19 protein-coding genes are annotated in these 19,147 nt (G+C 66.0%); 13 read left to right on the plus strand and 6 right to left on the minus strand.

Translation table 11 applies throughout. The annotated features are described in order from the left end of the window. Nucleotides 1-4 precede the first annotated feature (4 nt). On the plus strand, nucleotides 5-559 hold the full coding sequence (locus tag ABQF30_RS18690; protein ID WP_448466448.1) for a helix-turn-helix domain-containing protein: 555 nt from the start codon (nucleotides 5-7) through the stop codon (nucleotides 557-559). Here ABQF30_RS18690 and ABQF30_RS18695 read toward each other — a convergent pair. From ABQF30_RS18695 to ABQF30_RS18710, 4 genes are all read right to left on the minus strand, one after another. Next, entirely contained in the window at nucleotides 545-1,519 is a 975-nt protein-coding gene (locus ABQF30_RS18695) for an NAD-dependent epimerase/dehydratase family protein (protein ID WP_448466449.1), read from the minus strand. The genes ABQF30_RS18690 and ABQF30_RS18695 overlap by 15 nt on opposite strands. Before the next feature lie 244 nt (nucleotides 1,520-1,763). Further along, nucleotides 1,764-3,263, minus strand: coding sequence for a long-chain-fatty-acid--CoA ligase FadD17 (fadD17, locus tag ABQF30_RS18700; RefSeq protein WP_448466450.1), 1,500 nt, complete (start codon nucleotides 3,261-3,263; stop codon nucleotides 1,764-1,766). A gap of 32 nt (nucleotides 3,264-3,295) precedes the next feature. Continuing rightward, the gene (locus ABQF30_RS18705) at nucleotides 3,296-4,381 is read right to left on the minus strand and encodes an acyl-CoA dehydrogenase family protein (RefSeq protein ID WP_448466452.1); all 1,086 of its coding nucleotides are present in this window, start codon (nucleotides 4,379-4,381) and stop codon (nucleotides 3,296-3,298) included. A gap of 8 nt (nucleotides 4,382-4,389) precedes the next feature. Then, the gene (locus tag ABQF30_RS18710) at nucleotides 4,390-5,571 is read right to left on the minus strand and encodes an acyl-CoA dehydrogenase family protein (protein WP_448466611.1); all 1,182 of its coding nucleotides are present in this window, start codon (nucleotides 5,569-5,571) and stop codon (nucleotides 4,390-4,392) included. 162 nt (nucleotides 5,572-5,733) lie between these two features. Between ABQF30_RS18710 and ABQF30_RS18715 the strand changes: the two genes are divergently transcribed. From ABQF30_RS18715 to ABQF30_RS18770, 12 genes are all read left to right on the plus strand, one after another. Further along, nucleotides 5,734-5,925, plus strand: coding sequence for a ferredoxin (locus tag ABQF30_RS18715; RefSeq protein ID WP_448466454.1), 192 nt, complete (start codon nucleotides 5,734-5,736; stop codon nucleotides 5,923-5,925). Between the two features lie 13 nt (nucleotides 5,926-5,938). Next, a complete protein-coding gene (locus tag ABQF30_RS18720) occupies nucleotides 5,939-6,859 on the plus strand; it encodes a 3-oxoacyl-ACP reductase (RefSeq protein WP_448466456.1) in 921 nt (306 codons plus the stop codon). A 248-nt stretch (nucleotides 6,860-7,107) separates the two neighbouring features. After that, complete coding sequence (locus tag ABQF30_RS18725) at nucleotides 7,108-7,872, plus strand: MlaE family ABC transporter permease (protein WP_448466458.1); 765 nt, start codon at nucleotides 7,108-7,110, stop codon at nucleotides 7,870-7,872. 28 nt (nucleotides 7,873-7,900) lie between these two features. Next, nucleotides 7,901-8,743, plus strand: coding sequence for an MlaE family ABC transporter permease (locus tag ABQF30_RS18730; protein WP_448466460.1), 843 nt, complete (start codon nucleotides 7,901-7,903; stop codon nucleotides 8,741-8,743). 8 nt (nucleotides 8,744-8,751) lie between these two features. Further along, the gene (locus ABQF30_RS18735; protein ID WP_448466462.1) at nucleotides 8,752-9,954 is read left to right on the plus strand and encodes an MCE family protein; all 1,203 of its coding nucleotides are present in this window, start codon (nucleotides 8,752-8,754) and stop codon (nucleotides 9,952-9,954) included. Next, nucleotides 9,954-10,997, plus strand: coding sequence for an MCE family protein (locus tag ABQF30_RS18740; protein ID WP_448466464.1), 1,044 nt, complete (start codon nucleotides 9,954-9,956; stop codon nucleotides 10,995-10,997). The genes ABQF30_RS18735 and ABQF30_RS18740 overlap by 1 nt, the downstream gene beginning before the upstream one ends. Next, a complete protein-coding gene (locus ABQF30_RS18745) occupies nucleotides 10,990-12,048 on the plus strand; it encodes a virulence factor Mce family protein (RefSeq protein WP_448466466.1) in 1,059 nt (352 codons plus the stop codon). Before ABQF30_RS18740 ends, ABQF30_RS18745 begins: the two co-directional genes overlap by 8 nt. Further along, nucleotides 12,045-13,457 carry an MCE family protein gene (locus tag ABQF30_RS18750; protein WP_448466468.1) on the plus strand — a complete coding sequence of 471 codons (1,413 nt, stop codon included), beginning with the start codon at nucleotides 12,045-12,047 and terminating at the stop codon, nucleotides 13,455-13,457. Before ABQF30_RS18745 ends, ABQF30_RS18750 begins: the two co-directional genes overlap by 4 nt. Further along, the gene (locus ABQF30_RS18755) at nucleotides 13,454-14,647 is read left to right on the plus strand and encodes an MCE family protein (protein ID WP_448466470.1); all 1,194 of its coding nucleotides are present in this window, start codon (nucleotides 13,454-13,456) and stop codon (nucleotides 14,645-14,647) included. Before ABQF30_RS18750 ends, ABQF30_RS18755 begins: the two co-directional genes overlap by 4 nt. Further along, a complete protein-coding gene (locus ABQF30_RS18760; protein ID WP_448466472.1) occupies nucleotides 14,648-16,348 on the plus strand; it encodes an MCE family protein in 1,701 nt (566 codons plus the stop codon). It begins immediately after the preceding gene. After that, nucleotides 16,348-17,034, plus strand: a complete 687-nt coding sequence (locus ABQF30_RS18765; RefSeq protein ID WP_448466474.1) for an Rv1363c family protein — start codon at nucleotides 16,348-16,350, stop codon at nucleotides 17,032-17,034. The genes ABQF30_RS18760 and ABQF30_RS18765 overlap by 1 nt, the downstream gene beginning before the upstream one ends. After that, nucleotides 17,034-17,519 (plus strand): mammalian cell entry protein, encoded by a 486-nt coding sequence (locus tag ABQF30_RS18770; RefSeq protein ID WP_448466476.1) that lies wholly within the window; start codon nucleotides 17,034-17,036, stop codon nucleotides 17,517-17,519. Before ABQF30_RS18765 ends, ABQF30_RS18770 begins: the two co-directional genes overlap by 1 nt. Here ABQF30_RS18770 and ABQF30_RS18775 read toward each other — a convergent pair. Then, nucleotides 17,506-18,957: an alpha,alpha-trehalose-phosphate synthase (UDP-forming) gene (locus ABQF30_RS18775; protein ID WP_448466477.1), complete on the minus strand. Its 1,452-nt coding sequence runs from the start codon at nucleotides 18,955-18,957 to the stop codon at nucleotides 17,506-17,508. The two genes, ABQF30_RS18770 and ABQF30_RS18775, sit on opposite strands and share 14 nt — an antisense overlap. Beyond that, nucleotides 18,958-19,122: a hypothetical protein gene (locus ABQF30_RS18780; RefSeq protein WP_448466479.1), complete on the minus strand. Its 165-nt coding sequence runs from the start codon at nucleotides 19,120-19,122 to the stop codon at nucleotides 18,958-18,960. Between the last annotated feature and the right edge of the window lie 25 nt (nucleotides 19,123-19,147).

The raw sequence follows: 19,147 nt of genomic DNA on the forward strand, positions 1-19,147 counted from the left end.
TTAAATGACCGGGCGACCGCGCGATACGTCTATCGACGAGCGGGTGCTGACGATCACCCGTGAGCTTCTCGTCGAGGTCGGCTGGGACGGCCTGAGCGTCCGATTGGTTGCGGCGCGGGCCGGGGTGGGCCGGTCCAGCCTGAACCGCCGCTGGTCATCGAAGGCCGAACTGGTACTGCACGCGATACTCGGTGAGACGCCGGACATGTCGCCGTTCTCGGGTACCGATCTGCGCGGCTGGATCGACTGGGTGGTGCGCGGGAGCCATCAGCTGTTCAGCCGCCCCGACCTCAAAGAGTCGGTGCCGGGACTGCTGCTGGCACTGCGCGAGAACGACGAGTTGCGTACCGCGCTGTGGAGCGGTTTCAGCGGCCCGGCGATCGAATTGTTCGCCGAACAGGGATACGGCACCGAGGCGGACGCGCGGGCCGCGCTGGCCATGGCTGCCGGCGCGGCGTTGTTCGCGACCACCGTTGCGGTCGACGATGATTCACCCGCGCTGCAGGACCACCTGGTGCAGTTGCTGAGCGCGGCGCTGGGCGCGTCACCGCCCGAATGACGCCAACATCGCCGCCTGCGGTGACCGCCAGCTGTCGATGCCCAGATCGGTGAGTGTGCTCGCGTCGTCGGTGGGAGTCGCCGCGGTGAGCAGCATGGCCGCCTCATAGCTGATCCCGTCACCCAGCGGCAGGACTGCGCCGAGCAGATCCGAGCACCAGCCGATGCCGCGAAACAGGCTCGCCGACACCGGGATCCGTCGGATCTTGCGTGCGGACCCCTGTTCCAGCACGTCGATCATCTCGTTGAAGGAGAGCATCACCCCGCCGCAGACATAGCGTTTGGGGCCACGCCCCGGCTTCATCAGCCGTTCGTGCACCAGCGCGACGTCGCGCACGTCGACCATCTGCATCCCGCCCGGCATCCGGGGCGCCAGACCGGCTTTGGCGATCGGCGCCCAACCGCGTTCGGTCACTCCGGCGGCGGTGAAGTAGGCCGGGCCCACCACGCTCGACGGGTAGGTGACCACTACCGGGGCCCCGGTGTCCTGCAGCCGGCGGGCCACCCGGTCGGCGTAGGCCTTGGTCTGGGCGTAGGGGCTGCGGCCCGGTGCCGGTGGGGTATCGGCGGATATCACGCCGTTGGGCGCGGGGAACAGCGAACTGTAGCTACTGACCGACACGATGGGATCGAGCCCGGCCTCGACGGCGCGGTTGAGCACGGCCTCTCCTGCGTGCGCGTTGATCTCCCACATCAGTTGCTCGCGGCGACGGTCGGTGCCGACGATGCCGGCCGCGTGGATCAGGGCGTCGCAACCCGACAGCAGCCGCTCCACGGTCTCGCCGTCGCGGATGTCGCCGTCGATGACCGCGAGATCGCCCAGGGCTGCCAGGTGAGAGATGACGACGTCATCGCCACAGCCGGGGGCGACGAGCAGGCGGATGCGGTGGCCCGCCGCCAACAGGCCTCGAACCGTATGGGCCCCCAGATAACCGGTGCCGCCGGTGACTGCGATGTGCATGGTCCGCCTCTCGCCCGCCTACTGCATTTCGATGCCAATGGTATCGAAAGGTGACTAAGCGACAAACCGGGATCGCGGCCGGATTTCTTGAGGCAAAACGTAAACTCAAACGGCTAGGACCACATCGAGATTCACACCAGGGACAAAATCGGTGCCGGATTTGTCCCTGGTGTGAATCTCGGTGAGCGGCTAGCAAGGTCTTCGTCATGTCACCACGCCAGGCTGTACCTAACGTCCGGTACACCTAGCGCGCGATGGGCCAGACCGGGTCGGTGCAGTCGGTGGCCTCGGCGGTCAATTGCCGTTTGATCACCTTGAAGGTTTCGGTGCGCGGCAATGCGGTGTTGACCCGAACATAGGACGGCCACTGCTTGGGGCCGAGGTCGGACTGCTCGGCCAGGAACGCCCGGAACTTCTCGGGTTCGAACACCGTGCCCGCCGTCAACACCAGTGCGGCCATCACCTGATCGCCCACCGCCGGATCAGGGATCGGATACACCGCGACCTCGACAACATCGGGGTAGCGCAACAGGATGCGCTCGATCGGGGCGGTTCCGAGGTTCTCGCCGTCGACCCGCATCCAGTCGCCGAGTCGCCCGGCGAAGTAGATGTAGCCGTTCGCGTCACGGTAGGCCAGATCACCGGTGTGGTACACACCGCCGGACATTCGCGCTGCCTCAGCATCCGGGTCGTTGTAGTAGCCCCGAAACCAGCCGCGCCCAGTGGGATTCACCAACTCGCCGACCTGGCCCGGCGCGCACGGTTCGCCCGTGTCCACATCGAGGATCGCAACCTCGTCGGTGAGCGGACCCAGCGATCCCTCCGGGGTGTCGGGGGTACGGGCGATCGCCACACCGCCCTCCGTCGAGCCGAACCCGTCGACCACCACGACACCGAACCGCTTCGCGAACCGGTCCAGGTCCCGCGGTGCACCCTCGTTGCCGTACAGGATCTTCAGCGGATTGTCGGCATCGTCGGGTTGCGGATCGGTGGCCAGAATGTAAGACAGCGGCTTGCCGACATAGTTGGCGTACGTGGCGCCGTAGCGGCGCACGTCGCCGATGAATCCCGACGCAGAGAACTTGCGCCGCAATGCGATTGACGCACCCGCGGCGGTAGCGACGGCCCAGCCGGCCATGATCGCATTGGAATGGAACAGCGGCATCGACAGGTAGGCGGTGTCGCCCGGCCCCAGCCTGAACCGGTCGGCCAGCATCCGGCCGGGAAACGCCACCTTGTCGTGTGTGACCCGAACCGCCTTGGGCTCGCCGCTGGTGCCCGACGTGAAGATCAGCATGAACAGGTCGTCGGGGGACAGCTCGGCGAACGTCACCGGGGTGCCCTGATACGACGCGAGCTCAACGGCCCAGCCCACGGTTTCGACGTCGATGAACTCCACGCCCGCCGGGACGGTATCCGGACTGTCCGTGAGCACCAATTGGCAGTCGGCCCGCGCGATGTCACGGGCCAGTGCATCCCCGCGCCGGGTCGGGTTGAGGCCCACCGGCACCAAGCCGGTCAGTCCGGCGGCCACAAGCAAGCTGGAGAAGAACGCAGTGTTGCCGAGCAGCACTCCGATGTGCGGTGGTTTCGTCGGATCCAGCCTGGCTCGCATCGCAGCCGCCAACTGTGCTCCGGCGGCGATGTGGTCGGCCCAGCTGACGAACGAATCACCTTGGTAGATGCCACGATCGGTGACGTCGGCCAGCGGGGCCAACAACTCCGTGACGGTCGGACCGGCCACGTCTAGTCGCTCTTCGCGCAAGCGCTCATCGGTCAAGCGGGCGTGTCGGCCAGCTCGCGCCCGATACGCAGCAACTGCCCTGTCGCCCCACCGACCGCGAACTCGGTCTGCTTGGCGGCCAGGAAGTACCGGTGCACCGGGTGATCCATGTCGATGCCGACACCGCCGTGCACGTGCACCGCGGTGTGCGCCACCCGGTGCCCGGCCTCGGCCGCCCAGAACGCGGCGCTGGCGACGTCGATGTCGGCCGGAAGATCCTCCGACAGCCGCCACGCGGCCTGGGTGAGCGTCAGCCGCAGACCCTTGACGGCGATGTAGCCGTCGGCCAGCCGCGCCGAGACCGCCTGGAAGCTGCCGATCGGGCGGTCGAATTGCTCGCGCTCACGGGCATATTCCGCGGTGAGCTCCAACGCCCGCTCCAACACACCGAGCTGGTAGGCGGTGCGGCCCAGCGCGGCGTGCGTGGTCAGCCACTCCACCACCTCGGGGCCACCCACCGCGCGGTCGTCGCCGACGGACACGCCCTGCAGCTCCAGCTGCGCGACACTGCCGTGCCCGGTGGTGTTCAGCGCGGTGACACTCAATCCCGGATCGGTGGCGGCGACCAGGAAAACGCTCACGCCCGAGTCGGTTTCGGCGGGGACCAGGAACGCGTCGGCAACCGGACCGTAGCCCACGAGGGTGCGGGACCCGGTCAGCCGGCCGGCGGTGGCTTGCACCGGACCCTGCCCCATCTCCCCATCGAGGGCGACCGCAAGGATCTTCGCTCCCGCGACGGCGGGCGTCGCCCACTGCGCGCGCAGATCGTCGGAGCCGAACGCCGCCAGCGCGCCCGCGCCCAATACGACGGACTCGAGGTACGGCACGGCGGCCAGCTGCCTGCCCAGTGCGGTCAGCACCGCGGCCTGCTCCAGCACGCCGTAGCCACCGCCGCCCAGCGCCTCCGGGGCGGCGGCCGACAGCACGTCGGCGTCGACGAGTTTCTCCCACAGGTCACGGTCGAAGCGTTGGTCGAGGCCGTCGAGCTCACGCTGATGTTCGGGTGTGCACACCGACTCGGTGATCGTGCGCACCAGGCCACCCAGATCGGCGGCCGCTTCGGTCGTCTTGAAATCCATGATGTCCCTTACCGGTTGACCCGAGGCAGGCCCAAAGCGACCATGCCGATGATGTCACGCTGAATCTCGTTGGTGCCGCCGCCGAAGGTCAGGATCAAGGCGGACCTGTGCATCCGTTCCACCCGCCCGCGCAGCAGCGCACCGGGGGAGTCGGCGCGCAGCGTGGCCGCGGTCCCGAGCACCTCCATCAGCAGGCGATATGCCTCGGTGGCCAACTCGGTGCCGTACACCTTGGCCGCTGATGCGTCGGCGGGCGACGGGGCAACGTCCGAAGCCGATGCCAGTTCCCAGTTGATGAGCTTGAGCACCTCGGCCTTGGCGTGCACGCGGGCGAGGTTGAGCTGCACCCATTCCGCGTCGATCAGCCGCCTGCCGTGCGAGTCCTTGGTGTTCTGCGCCCACTCGCGCACGGCGTCGAGCGCCACGTAGATCGGCTGGGACGACACCAGGGCCACGCGCTCGTGGTTGAGCTGGTTGGTGACCAGCTTCCAGCCGGCGTTCTCCTCACCGACCAGGCTGGACACGGGGACCCGGACGTCCTGGTAGTAGGTGGCGCTGGTGTCCACACCGGACATCGTGTGCACCGGCGTCCACGAGAAGCCGTCGGCGGTGGTCGGCACGATCAGCATCGAGATGCCGCGGTGCTTCTTGGCTTCCGGATTGGTCCGAACCGCCAGCCACACGTAGTCGGCATAGGCGATCAGGCTGGTCCACATCTTCTGCCCGTTGATGACGTAGTCGTCACCGTCGCGAACCGCCGTCGTGCGCAGAGCCGCAAGGTCGGTGCCTGCCCCGGGCTCGGAGTAGCCGATCGCGAAGTGCAGCTCGCCCGCGGCGATCTTGGGCAGGAAGAACTTCTTCTGTTCCTCGGTGCCGAAGTGCATGATCGTCGGCGCGACGCTGTTGATGGTCAGGAACGGCACCGGCGCGCCGGCGATCGCCGCCTCGTCGGTGAAGATCAGCGACTCCATCGGGGAGCGGCCCTGGCCGCCGTACTCCGTGGGCCAGTTGAGCGTCAGCCAGCCGTCCTTGCCCATCTGGGCGACAGTGTCGCGGTAGACGGTGCCTCGCCCCATCTCACCGTCCGACGAGCTCAGCGCTTCGACGCGCTCCGGCGTCATCAGTTGGGAGAAGTAGGCGCGCAGCTCGCGACGCAGCTCCTCCTGCTCGGGGGTGTAACCGATCCGCATCCGCTGCATCCTCACTGCTTGTCGACCTGAGTTCTCACCCGGTTGTAACACGTTCTAGTCTTGGGGTCCAGGCCGGTATATGGCTGGCATTCGTCAGTGGCGTCGTATTCTGTGGCTGCGCGCCCCCAGCCCGGTGCGCGTAACCGTCGTGAGGAGGTCGTCATGCGAGTTGAAGTTGACCGCGATCGCTGTGAAGGCAACGCGGTGTGCGTGGGAATCGCCCCCGATCTGTTCGATCTCGATGACGAGGATTATGCCGTGGTCAAAGCCGACCCGGTGCCCGCCGACCAGGAGAACCTGGCCGAGCAGTCCGTCGCCGAATGCCCCAGGGCAGCCTTGATCCGGAAAGACTAGAGGTATTCATAAATTGAGTAACGACCAGGATCAGATCGATCTGTCAGGCAAGGTCGCGGTGGTGACCGGCGCCGCCGCGGGCCTAGGCCGCGCCGAAGCGATCGGATTGGCCCAAGCCGGCGCCACCGTGGTGGTCAACGACATGGCCGCTGCGCTGGACGCCTCGGACGTGTTCGACGAGATCGCAGCGGCGGGCTCGAAGGGTGTGGCCGTGGCCGGCGACATCAGCCAGCGTGCCACTGCCGACGAGCTGGTCGCGACCGCCGATGGTCTGGGCGGCCTGAACATCGTCGTCAACAATGCGGGGATCACTCGTGACCGGATCCTGTTCAACATGTCCGACGAGGAGTGGGACGCGGTCATCGCAGTGCACCTGCGCGGTCACTTCCTGCTGACCCGAAATGCCGCCACCTACTGGCGTAGTAAGGCCAAAGAAGGTGATGGAACCGTCTACGGGCGCATCATCAACACCTCGTCGGAGGCCGGGCTGTCCGGCCCCGTCGGCCAGCCGAACTATGGCGCGGCCAAGGCCGGGATCACGGCCCTGACGCTGTCGGCGGCCAGGGCGCTGGAGCGCTTCGGCGTCCGGGCCAACGCGATCGCCCCGCGGGCCCGCACCGCCATGACCGCCGGAGTGTTCGGCGACGCCCCCGATCCGGCCGATGGCCAGGTCGACCCGTTGTCGACCGACCACGTGGTCACCCTGGTGCGGTTCCTGGCATCCCCGGCGTCCGAAGCAGTCAACGGTCAGCTGTTCATCGTTTATGGTCCAACTGTCACCTTGGTCGCGGCGCCCACGGCGGAACAGCACTTCACCGCGAACACCGACGCGTGGGCTCCGGCGGACCTCAGCGTGACGCTGCATGACTACTTTGCTGATCGTGATCCGGAGCGTGGATTCTCGGCGACGGCGCTGATGGAGTCACGAGACTGACAGTCTTGGTAGGCCGTCGCAGTGGTTGCTAGAACACGTTTCAGATTGAGGTGCCCGCTACGTGCTCTCAACAGTGCAAATAGTGTGGTTTTCCAAAGATTCCGAGTTCTTTGACAGTGCGAACGTGTTCTAGTTAGTATGATCCGGCTCACTAAGAGTGAGTTAAGACCAAGGGGTGGGGACCGCTACGGCAAGCGGTCACGGAATTTTCGCCAACTCGCCCCACCCACCCGAGAACGGAGCCAAGGTTGATCGAACAGCTTGCGGTTCCGGCCCGGGCCGTGGGCGGTTTCGTCGAGATGTCTCTGGACACCTTCGTCAAGATCTTCCGTCGACCGTTCCAGTTCAAAGAGTTCCTCGATCAGACGTGGATGATCGCTCGCGTCTCCCTGGTGCCGACCCTGCTGGTGGCCATCCCGTTCACCGTGCTCGTCGCGTTCACGCTCAACATCCTCCTTCGGGAGATCGGCGCCGCCGACCTCTCCGGGGCGGGCACCGCATTCGGCACCATCACCCAGCTCGGCCCGGTGGTCACGGTGCTGGTGGTGGCAGGCGCAGGCGCCACCGCGATCTGTGCCGACCTGGGCGCCCGCACCATCCGCGAGGAGATCGACGCGATGCGGGTGCTCGGCATCGACCCGATCCAGCGCCTGGTGGTGCCGCGCGTGCTGGCGTCCACCTTCGTGGCGTTGCTGCTCAACGGTCTGGTCTGTGCGATCGGCCTGGCCGGCGGCTATGTGTTCTCGGTCTTCCTGCAGGGGGTCAACCCCGGTGCCTTCATCAACGGCCTCACCGTGCTGACCGGGCTCGGCGAGTTGGTGCTCGCCGAGATCAAGGCGTTGCTGTTCGGCGTGGTCGCCGGGCTCGTCGGCTGCTACCGCGGGCTGACCGTCAAGGGTGGTCCGAAAGGTGTCGGTAATGCGGTGAACGAGACCGTCGTCTACGCCTTCATCTGTTTGTTCGTCATCAACGTCATCATGACCGCCGTTGGCGTGAGAGTGCTGGTGCGCTGATGAGCGCTTGCGCGAAGAAGAGACAGCCATGAGCTACGACGCCACCCTCCGCTTTCGCCGCATGTTCCGCGGCGTGCCCAATGCCGTCGACAACGTCGGTGAGCAGGCGCTGTTCTACGGCGAGTCGCTGCGGTACATCCCCAATGCGCTGACCCGCTACCGCAAGGAGACCATCCGGCTCGTCGCCGAGATGACGCTGGGCACCGGCGCGCTGATCATGATCGGCGGCACGGTCGGTGTGGCGGCGTTCATGACGCTGGCTTCCGGCGGTGTCATCGCGGTGCAGGGATACTCGTCGCTGGGCAACATCGGTATCGAGGCGCTCACCGGCTTCCTGTCGGCGTTCCTGAATGTGCGCATCGTGGCACCGGTCATCGCAGGCATCGCGCTGGCGGCAACCATCGGCGCGGGCGCCACCGCACAGCTCGGCGCGATGCGGGTGGCCGAGGAGATCGACGCCGTCGAGGCGATGGCCGTGCATGCCGTGTCCTACCTGGTTTCGACCCGCTTGATCGCCGGTCTGATCGCGATCGTGCCGCTGTACTCGCTGTCGGTGTTGGCCGCATTCTTCGCCGCGCGCTTCACGACGGTGTTCATCAACGGTCAGTCCGCGGGCCTTTACGACCACTACTTCAACACGTTCCTGATACCCAGTGACCTGTTGTGGTCGTTCCTGCAGGCCATCGTGATGTCGATCGCGGTGATGCTCGTGCACACCTATTACGGGTACAACGCCTCGGGCGGCCCGGTGGGCGTCGGTATCGCGGTCGGTCAGGCCGTGCGGACCTCGCTGATCGTCGTCGTCACCATCACCCTGTTCATCTCCCTGGCCGTCTATGGCGCGTCCGGCAACTTCAACCTCTCCGGGTAGGTCGCACGATGTCGGAAGGAAACGCCAAGCGCAGCCATGTCAGGATCGCTGCCGCGATTCTGGCGGCCGTCGTGCTGGCCGCTGTCGTCTTCACCTATCTGTCCTATACCGCGGCATTCACGCCGACTGACACCGTGACGGTGACCTCGCCGCGGGCCGGTCTGGTGATGGACCATGACGCCAAGGTCAAGTACCGCGGCATCCAGGTGGGCAAGGTCTCCGATATCGCATACGCGGGCGACGAGGCGAAGCTAACGCTGTCGATGAACCGCAACGAGCTGCGCTACATCCCCTCCAACGCCACCGTCCGGATCGCCGGCAACACCATCTTCGGTGCCAAGTCCGTGGAGTTCCTGCCGCCCGAGGAGCCGAAGGAGACCTCGCTGCGCCCGGGCACCAACGTCGCGGCCGGGGACGTGCAACTGGAGGTCAACACCCTCTTCCAGACCTTGTCCGATGTGCTCAACAAGATCGACCCGGTCAATCTCAACGCCACGCTGACCGCGCTCGGCGAGGGCCTGCGCGGCAACGGCGACGACGCGGGTGCCGCCCTGTCCGGGCTGAATTACTACCTGCAGCAATTGAACCCGAAGTTGCCGACGTTGCAGGACGACTTCGCCAAGACCGCGGTGGTGGCCAACATCTACGGTGACGCCGGCCCGGACCTGGCCAGGGTCATCGACAATGTGCCATCGCTCAACCAAACGATCGTCGACGAGCAGGCCAACCTCAACGCCACGTTGCTGGCCACGACCGGCCTGGCCAACAACGGCACCGCCACCCTGGAACCGGCAGCCGATGATTACATCGCCGCGATTCAGCGACTGCGCGCACCGTTGAAGGTGGCGGGCGACTACTCGCCGGAAATCGGCTGTGTCCTCAAGGGCGTGTCCATCGGCGTGGATCGGTTCGCCCCGATCATCGGCGGTATCCGGCCCGGCCTGTTCGTGAACTCCAACTTCCTGCCGGGTGCCCCGGCGTACACGTACCCGGAGAGCCTGCCCATGGTCAACGCGTCCGGCGGACCGAACTGCCGTGGTCTGCCCGATGTTCCGACCAAGCAGTTCGGCGGCAGTTGGTATCACTCGCCGTTCGTGGTCACCGACAACGCCTACATTCCGTTCCAGCCCAACACCGAGTTGCAGTTCGATGCGCCTGCGACGCTGCAGTTCCTGTTCAACGGTGCGTACGCCGAGCGGGAGGATTTCTGATGGCTGCGCACAAAGACCGCACCATGATGAAGGTCAGCATCTTCACCGTCGTCATGCTGTTGGTGGCGGCGGGGCTGGTGGTGGTGTTCGGTGAGTTCCGCTTCGCCGCGGGCAATGGCTACCACGCCACCTTCAGCGAGGCAGCCCGGCTCAAGACCGGCCAGGACGTCCGCATCGCCGGCGTTCCCGTGGGCACTGTCAACGCCGTGAAGCTCAACCCGGACAACACCGTTGACGTCGAGTTCGACGTCAACAACCGCTACCAGCTCTACACCTCCAGCAAGGCCGCGGTGCGCTACGAGAACCTGGTCGGCGACCGCTATCTCGAAATCACCTCGGGCCCTGGCGAACTGCGCAAGCTGCCGCCCGGTGGCACCATCGCGCTTCAGAACACCCAGCCCGCGCTGGATCTCGATGCGCTGCTGGGCGGATTGCGCCCGGTGCTCAAGGGACTCGACGGTGCGAAGGTCAACGAGGTTTCCAACGCGGTGATCGAGCTGCTGCAGGGCCAAGGCGGCGCGCTGTCGAACATGCTCACCAGCACCAGTGCCTTCACGCAGAACCTGGCCGCCCGCGATCAGCTGATCGGCGACGTCATCACGAACCTCAACACGGTATTGGGCACCGTCGACGAAAAGGGCGCCCAATTCGACGCGAGCGTCGACGAACTGCAGAAACTGATCACCGGTCTGGCCGAAGGCCGCGACCCGATCGCCGGTGCCATCGCGCCGCTCGCCTCTGCGGAGAACGATCTCACCGAGATGCTGGAGGCGTCGCGGCGACCGATCCAGGGCGTCATCGAAAATGCCCGCCCACTGGCGCAGCGCCTCGACGAGCGCAAGGGCGATGTCAACAAGGTCATCGAGCCGTTGGCGGAGAACTATCTGCGGCTCAACGCACTTGGCGCGTACGGCTCATTCTTCAACATCTACTACTGCTCGGTTCGCTTGAAGGTGAATGGGCCTGCAGGCAGTGACATCCTGATACCGTTCGGCGGCCCGCCGGACCCGTCCAAGGGGAGGTGTGCGCCGACTGATGGCTAGCTCACGCGAGTCGAATCCCTTGCGCACCGGGATCATCGGAATCTTCGTGGTGGCGTGTCTGGTGCTGGTGTCGTTCGGGTACACCGGACTGCCGTTCTTTCCCCAGGGCAAGCCGTACGAGGCGTATTTCAGCGACGCGGGCGGTATCGGGCCCGGCAATGATGTGAACGTCTCGGGAATCACCGTCGGAAAGGTGACCGGCGTTGCGCTGGCCGGTGATGCCGCCAAGGTCAGCTTCACGGTGGACCGCAACATCAAGGTCGGCGACCAGTCGCTGGTGGCCATCAAGACCGACACCGTGCTGGGCGAGAAATCGCTGGGCGTCACCCCGAAGGGGACCGGCTCGCAGACGGTCATCCCGTTGGGCCGCACCACAACCCCCTACACCCTCAACACCGCGCTGCAGGATCTCGGGGGCAACGTCAGTGAGCTGGACAAGCCCCGCTTCGAGCAGGCCCTGCAGACGCTGACCGACACGCTGCGCGATGCCACGCCGCAACTACGCGGGGCACTCGACGGGGTGGCCAATCTCTCCCGCAGTATCAACAAGCGCGACGAGGCGCTCGAGCAGCTGCTGAGGCACGCCAAGCGGGTGTCCGATCTGCTCGCTTCGCGGGCCGGGCAGGTCAACCAACTGGTCACCGACGGCAATATGCTGTTCGCCGCACTCGATGAGCGCAGGCAGGCGCTGAGCAATCTGATCGCCGGTATCGACGATGTGTCCGAGCAACTTTCGGGCTTCGTTGCCGACAACCGTCGTGAGTTCAAGCCGGCGCTGGAGAAGCTGAACCTGGTGATGGACAACCTGCTGGAGCGTCGTGAACACATCGGCGAGGCGCTCACGCGGTTGCCGCGGTATGCGACAGCGCTCGGCGAGGTGGTCGGCTCCGGTCCCGGATTCCAGATCAACCTGTACGGTCTGCCGCCGGCTGCGATTTCCGAAGTGCTGATGGACACCTATTTCCAGCCCGGCAAACTGCCCGACAGTCTGGCGGACATGTTGCGCGGCTACATCTCGGAGCGGACGATCATTAGGCCGAAATCGCCATGACACAAGATAATTCGACGTCCAGCCGCGGTCGCTGGCTCCGTATCGGCCTTACGGCTCTGCTGCTGGTGACGCTGGCGGTCGGCGTGTACCAGGTGTGGCCGTCGCGTGTCGGCAACAAGCTGACCGCCTACTTCACCAACGCCGTCGGGCTCTACCCGGGCGACGAGGTGCGGGTGGTCGGCGTGCCGGTGGGTCGGATCGACTCCATCGAGCCTCGGCCCTCGGACGTCAAGATCACCATGACCATCGACGACGATGTCAAGGTGCCTGCCAACGCGAAGGCGCTGATCATCTCGCCGAACCTGGTGTCCTCCAGGTTCATTCAGCTGACCCCTGCCTATTCCGAGGGCGATGTGATGGCCGACGGTGCGTCGATCGGCATCGACAGCACCGGTGTCCCGGTCGAATGGGACGAGGTCAAGGAACAGCTCACCCAGCTGAGCAGCCAGCTAGGCCCTCAACAGGGTTCGGTGCAGGGCCCGCTGTCGGCGTTCGTCAACCAGGCGGCCGACACATTCGACGGCAACGGTGACTCTTTCCGCAATGCGTTGCGCGAGCTTTCGCAAACCGCCGGCCGGCTGGGGGATTCGCGTACCGATCTGTTCGGCACCATCAAGAATCTGCAGATCCTCGTCGAAGCGCTGTCCAACAGCAACGAGCAGATCGTGCAGTTCACCAACCACGTGGCATCGGTGTCCCAGGTTCTTGCCGACAGCTCGAGCGGGCTGGACAACACGCTGGCCACCCTCAACCAGGCCCTCACCGACGTGCGGGGCTTCCTCGACGAGAGCAATGACGCGCTGATCGCACAGGTCGGCAAGCTCGCCGACTTCACCCAGATCCTCACCGATCACAGCGATGACATCGAGCAGATCCTGCACATCACGCCGAACGGATTGGCGAACTTCTACAACATCTACAACCCGGCCCAGGGCACTGTCGGCGGTCTGCTGTCTCTTCCGAACTTCGCCAACCCGGTGCAGTTCCTCTGCGGCGGCAACTTCGACACCGGCGCGAACCCTGACAATTACAAGCGCGCGGAGATCTGCAGGCAGCGGATGGGCCCGGTGCTCAAGCGCATCACGATGAACTACCCGCCGGTGCTGTTCCACCCCGTCAACACCATTACGGCGTACAAGGGACAGATCCTCTATGACACCCCGGAAACCGAGGCGAAGTCGGAGACGCCGGTGCCGTACCTGCAGTGGCAGAACGCTCCCGGCGTGACCCCGCCACAGATTCCGTCGGACGCGACACTGAGCTCGTTGATCCTGCCGCCGGATCCGGCGGCTGTGCCCGGAGCGCCCGCGGCTCCGCCGCCGACCAGCTCACACATGGGTGGCCCGGAGGCTCCGGCACCCGGTCCGGCGCCGGCTGCCGCGCCCGCTGAGCCAGGAGCAGGTGGATGATGCGAGGAAAAGCGTTGAGAGGTAAGGCCGCACGGGTGGGTAGCCGCACCGTGGCGATCGGCAGTGGCGCGGTGCTGCTGGCCGGTTGCCAGTTCGGTGGGCTCAACTCGCTCAACATGCCGGGTACGGCGGGACACGGCGCGGGCTCCTACACCGTTACCGTCGCGCTGCCGGATGTCGCGACCCTGCCGCAGAACTCGCCGGTGATGGTCGACGACGTGACGGTCGGCAGCGTGTCCGGGGTCGATGCGATGCAGCGCCCGGACGGAACCTTCTATGCGGCGGTTGAGCTTTCGCTCGACGGTGACGTCAAGTTGCCTGCCAATGCCACGGCCAGGGTGGCGCAGACGTCACTGTTGGGCTCGCAGCATGTCGAGCTCGCTGCGCCGGTCGACGAGCCCGAGGAGGGCCAACTACGGGACGGCGGCAACATCGCGCTCGCGCAGGCCGGCCGTTACCCAACCACCGAGGAAGTACTGTCCTCACTCGGCATGGTGGTCAACAAGGGCAATCTCGGTGCCCTGCAGGACATTACCGACGAGGCGTATGCGGCGGTAGCCGGCCGGGCGGGCAGCTTCACCGATCTGATCCCGCGGCTTGCCGAGCTGACCTCGTCGCTGGACCGCCAGACCAACGACATCATCGCGGCCGCCGACGGGCTGAACCGGTTCGCCTCCGTACTGGCCCGCAGCAAGGACAATCTGGGCCGGACGCTCAACACGCTGCCCGCGGCCCTGAAGGTGCTCAACGACAACCGGACCAACATCGTCGAGGCCTTCACCGCGCTGCGCAGCTTCGCCGAAGTCGGCTCGCGGATTCTGTCGCAGACCAAAGACGATTTCACGGCGGACCTCAAGGACCTCTATCCGGTGATCAAGGCACTCAACGACAATGCCGACGACTTCATCAAGGACCTGGAGTTCCTGCCTACGTTCCCGTTCCACTACAAGTACCTGCGTCAGGCGGTCCGCGGCGACTACCTCAACGTGTTCGTGACGTTCGACCTCACACTGCGGCGCTTCGGCGAGTCGATATTCACCACCGGTGGATTCGACCCGAACATGAAGCACCTCAGCGAGGTGATCAACCCGCCGGACTTCCTGACCGGAGCGATGGCGAATCTGTCCGGCCAGGCTGCCGATCCGTTCAAGGTCCCGCCGGGAACCGCCACACAGCATGAGGGGCCGTAGATGATTGACCGGCTTACCCGTGTGCAATTGATGATCTTCGGGATCGTCACGGTGCTGACCGTGGGCGCCGTCTCGTTGTTCTATCTGCACCTGCCCGCTGCCGTGGGCATCGGCACATACGACGTCAAGGCCAACTTTGTGGCCGGTGGCGGTATCTACGAGAACGCCAACGTGACCTACCGCGGCGTGACGGTGGGGCGGGTCGAGTCGGTGGGGCTGGCGTCCGACGGCGTGGTTGCCAGCATGCGGCTCAACAGCAACACGAACATTCCGGAGAACGTCACCGCCACCGTCAAGAGCGTCTCGGCGGTCGGCGAGCAGTACATCGACCTGGTGCCGCCCGAGGATGCGTCGACGAACAAGCTGCGCAACGGTGCCACCATCGACCAGGAGAACACCCGGGTGGGCCAGGACATCGCCGGGCTCCTGCACGAGGCCGACGCCCTGGTGAGCAGCATCGGCGACACCCGGGTGCAGGATCTGTTGCGCGAAACGTTCAAGGCGTTCAACGGCTCCGGGCCGGAACTGGCCCGGCTGATCGAGTCCTCGCGGCTGCTGATCGACGAGGCCAACGCGAACTACGGGCAAACCACCCAGCTCATCGACCAGGTCGGGCCGCTGCTCGATGCGCAGATCCGCGGCGGCGACGACATCCGTTCGCTCGCTGAGGGACTGGCCCGGTTCACCGGCGAGGTGACCAACGCGGACGCGCAGCTGCGGACCACGTTGAACACCGTGCCGGGCGCAACCGCCGAGGCCAACACCGCCTTCAGCGGCATCCGTCCGACGTTCCCGGTGCTGGCCGCCAATCTGGCGAACTTCGGCCGGATCGGGGTGATCTACAGCAAGTCACTCGAGCAGGCGCTGGTGATATTCCCGGCGCTGATGGCGGCGCTGGGAACGGTCGCAGGCGGGGCACCCGCAGACGAGGGCGCCAAACTCGACTTCAAGATCGACCTGGGGGATCCGCCCCCGTGCAACGTCGGCTTCGTACCCGCGACCCAGATCCGGTCGCCTGCCGATGAGACGCTGCGCGAACTTCCGCCAGACCTGTACTGCAAGACCGCCCAGAACGATCCGGCGGTGGTGCGCGGCGCGCGCAACTATCCCTGCATGGAGTTCCCCGGTAAGCGGGCGCCCACCATTCAGCTGTGCCGCGACCCCAAGGGCTTCGTTCCGATCGGCAGCAATCCGTGGCGCGGTCCGCCGGTTCCCTACGGCGAGCCGATCACCGACGGCCGCAACATTCTGCCGCCGAACAAGTTCCCGATGATCCCGCCGCAGGTGGATCCCGATCCCGGCCCTCCGGCCGTGCAGTTGCCGCCCGGTGTCCAGCCGGGTCCGGGCCCGGCGCCGCATGCGCCGTTCCCGCTGCCGGTGCCGCCGAACGAGCAGGGTCCGCAACCGCCGCCTTTGCCGTACTACGCGCCGCCGGATCAGATCGTGCCGCCGTACGGCAGGACCCCACCGCCACCTGCGGGTATGCCTCCGCCCGCGGTGCCTGCACCGCCCCCAGCGGACGCTCCGCTGCCGGCCGAGGCTCCACCACTGGCAAGCCCCGCCGGGATCGGCACCTACGATCAACACAGTGGGGTCTTCGCGAACGCCGACGGTGGCACCGGTGTTTACGCACCCGGTGCGGACGGTCTGGCGCCTGCGGAGACCTGGGTAGACCTGATGTTGGATCCTAGGCAGGCTTGATGACCGAAGACACGGCCTTAGAAACTTCGAGGCCGGTACGCCGTCGTGCGTCCCGGGCGGCCGGCCCGACCGGTGCTGCACCGACGGTGACGACCGCCGAGGTGCCGATCGACCAGGCGACCGCCAAGGAGCGGCTGACCAAACCGGTGCAGGCGCCGCCGCGTCGGCGCCCGCATCGCGCGCTGGTGGCGGTTGTGGCCGCCGTGGTGCTGGTCATCGCGACCGTCGGCCTGGGCGCCCTGACATGGGTGATGTTCGATCAGCAGCGGGAGACCGCTGCCGCGCAGGCGCGGGATCAGCAGTTCGTCGACACCGCCAAGCAGACCGTGGTGAACATGTTCAGCTACACGCAGGAGACCATCGACGAGAGCGTGAACCGGTTCGTCGACGGCACCAGTGGCCCGCTGCGGGACATGATGAGTCAGGGCAACAACGTCGACAACCTCAAGGCGCTGTTCCGCGACACCAATGCCACGTCGGAAGCGGTGGTCAACGGTGCGGCCCTGGAGAAGGTCGACGACATCGCCAACAACGCCTCCGTGCTGGTTTCAGTCTGGGTGACGGTCACCGACATCGACGGCGTCAACGCGCCCACCCGGCCCTACCGGTTGCGCGTCATCGTGCACGAGGACGACAACGGCCACATGACCGGATACGACCTCAAATACCCCGACGGGGGAAACTGATGCGCCCCAGGATCATCGGGCTATTGATCGGCGCACTCGCGGTAGCGTTCGTGGCGTTGGCCGGAGTCGGCGGCGGGCTGTATTGGAACCGAGTGCAGCAGAACGGCCAGGAAACCACCCGGGCTGCACTGGGACCGCTGGCGACCGAGACGATCCCCAAGGTGTTCGGCTACGACTATCAGACCGTTGAGCGCAGCCTCATCGAGACGTACCCACTGTTGACTCCCGACTTCCGGCAGCAGTTCGAGGAAGATGCCGCCAAGACCGTGATCCCCGAGGCGCGCAAGCGTCAGCTCGTCGTGCAGATCAGCGTCGTCGGCGTGGGAGTCGAAGCGGCGCAGCGCGATTCGGGTTCAGTGCTCGTCTACATGAACCGGACGGTCACCGATCAGTCCCGGCAGCCGCTCTACGACGGCAGCCGGTTGCGCGTGGAGTACCGCAAGGTCGACGGCAAGTGGCTGATCGACGCGATCAAGCCGATTTAGTCGAGGCCAGCGCTTCCAGGAATGCCCTGGCCCAGCGGTCGACATCGTGGGCCAGCACCTGGCGGCGCAGTGCCCGCATCCGGCGCTTGCCTTCCTCGGGGCTCTGATTCAGGGCCGCATCGATGGCATCCTTGACGCCCTCGAGATCGTGCGGATTGGCCAGATACGCCTGACGTAGCTCGGCTGCCGCACCGGTGAATTCGCTGAGTACCAGCGCCCCGCCCAGGTCGTTGCGGCAGGCCACGTACTCCTTGGCCACCAGATTCATCCCGTCGCGCAGCGGTGTTACCAGCATGACGTCGGCGGCCACGAAGAATGCGATCAACTCGTCGCGCGGTACCGGGCGATGCAGGTAGTGCACGAGCGGATGCCCGACCTCGCCGTACTCGCCGTTGATGTGGCCGACCTGACGCTCGATGTCCTCGCGCATCGCGATGTAGCTTTCGACGCGCTCGCGGCTCGGTGTGGCCAGCTGGACCAGAACGGTGTCGTCGCGCTTGACCCGGTGCTCCTCGAGCAATTCGGAGAACGCCCGCAGCCGGACGTCGATACCCTTGGTGTAGTCGAGCCGGTCCACGCCGAGCAGGATCTTGCGCGGATTGCCGAGTTCGCCGCGGATCTGCCGGGCTCGCTGCCGGATACTGCGATTGCGGGCCTTGTTGTCGAGTTCGGTCGAGTCGATCGAGATCGGGAAGGCTCCGACCTTGACGTTGCGGAAGCCGACCTGGACCTCACCGAAGCGCGATCGCACGCCGACCGAGGCCCTGGACGTGTTGGCCCCGATCAGCCGCCGGGACAGCACCAGAAAGTTCTGGGCTCCCCCGGGCAGGTGGAAGCCGACGAGGTCGGCGCCCAGCAGCCCCTCGACGATCTCGGTGCGCCATGGCATCTGCATGAACAGTTCGACCGGTGGGAAGGGGATATGCAGGAAGAAGCCGATGGTGAGGTCGGGGCGCAACATGCGCAACATCTTCGGCACCAGCTGCAGCTGATAGTCCTGGATCCACACCGTTGCGCCCTCGGCGGCGGCGCGGGCGGTGGCCTCGGCAAAGCGCCGGTTCACGTCGACGTAGCTGTCCCACCACTCGCGGTGGTATTCGGGTTTGACGATCAGGTCGTGGTACAGCGGCCACAGGGTGGCGTTCGAGAAACCCTCGTAGTAGTTCGCCACATCCTCGGCGGACAGCGCGACGGGGACGAGCGTCAGATCTTCTTCGACGATCGGCTCTTCGTCACTGTCGGTCACACCGGCCCAGCCGATCCACGCGCCGCGGCGTTTGCGCAGCAGTGGTTCCAGCGCGGTCACCAGACCGCCGGGGCTCCGCTTCCACGTTGTGCTGCCATCCGGCAACCGCACCATGTCGATGGGCAGCCGGTTGGCCACCACCACGAAATCGGAGTCCCCGCTGGCGGCCTGCCGGCCGCCGTCTGGTGTCACCTAGGCCTCGATTTTCGACGGTCCAATGCCGAGCATCGAGAGGAACATCCGGCATTCGTCGGCGTCGACAGCGTAGGTCGCAACGACCCGTCTGGCCTGGCGGGCAGTGCTGTCGGCCAATGGTTCCACATCGCCGATTTCGGCGGGATCAGATTTTGCAGGCATAGAACAACTGTAGGCGACCGGGGAA

Source organism: Mycolicibacterium sp. XJ870 (genome assembly GCF_053483975.1).

What these genes read in the sequence shown, in the direction of transcription:
- ABQF30_RS18690 (WP_448466448.1), top strand. Translation starts at nt 5, where the DNA reads ATGACCGGGCGACCGCGCGATACGTCTATCGACGAGCGGGTGCTGACG.
- ABQF30_RS18695 (WP_448466449.1), bottom strand. Translation starts at nt 1,519, where the DNA reads ATGCACATCGCAGTCACCGGCGGCACCGGTTATCTGGGGGCCCATACG.
- ABQF30_RS18705 (WP_448466452.1), bottom strand. Translation starts at nt 4,381, where the DNA reads ATGGATTTCAAGACGACCGAAGCGGCCGCCGATCTGGGTGGCCTGGTG.
- ABQF30_RS18710 (WP_448466611.1), bottom strand. Translation starts at nt 5,571, where the DNA reads ATGCGGATCGGTTACACCCCCGAGCAGGAGGAGCTGCGTCGCGAGCTG.
- ABQF30_RS18715 (WP_448466454.1), top strand. Translation starts at nt 5,734, where the DNA reads ATGCGAGTTGAAGTTGACCGCGATCGCTGTGAAGGCAACGCGGTGTGC.
- ABQF30_RS18730 (WP_448466460.1), top strand. Translation starts at nt 7,901, where the DNA reads ATGAGCTACGACGCCACCCTCCGCTTTCGCCGCATGTTCCGCGGCGTG.
- ABQF30_RS18735 (WP_448466462.1), top strand. Translation starts at nt 8,752, where the DNA reads ATGTCGGAAGGAAACGCCAAGCGCAGCCATGTCAGGATCGCTGCCGCG.
- ABQF30_RS18740 (WP_448466464.1), top strand. Translation starts at nt 9,954, where the DNA reads ATGGCTGCGCACAAAGACCGCACCATGATGAAGGTCAGCATCTTCACC.
- ABQF30_RS18745 (WP_448466466.1), top strand. Translation starts at nt 10,990, where the DNA reads ATGGCTAGCTCACGCGAGTCGAATCCCTTGCGCACCGGGATCATCGGA.
- ABQF30_RS18750 (WP_448466468.1), top strand. Translation starts at nt 12,045, where the DNA reads ATGACACAAGATAATTCGACGTCCAGCCGCGGTCGCTGGCTCCGTATC.
- ABQF30_RS18755 (WP_448466470.1), top strand. Translation starts at nt 13,454, where the DNA reads ATGATGCGAGGAAAAGCGTTGAGAGGTAAGGCCGCACGGGTGGGTAGC.
- ABQF30_RS18760 (WP_448466472.1), top strand. Translation starts at nt 14,648, where the DNA reads ATGATTGACCGGCTTACCCGTGTGCAATTGATGATCTTCGGGATCGTC.
- ABQF30_RS18765 (WP_448466474.1), top strand. Translation starts at nt 16,348, where the DNA reads ATGACCGAAGACACGGCCTTAGAAACTTCGAGGCCGGTACGCCGTCGT.
- ABQF30_RS18770 (WP_448466476.1), top strand. Translation starts at nt 17,034, where the DNA reads ATGCGCCCCAGGATCATCGGGCTATTGATCGGCGCACTCGCGGTAGCG.
- ABQF30_RS18780 (WP_448466479.1), bottom strand. Translation starts at nt 19,122, where the DNA reads ATGCCTGCAAAATCTGATCCCGCCGAAATCGGCGATGTGGAACCATTG.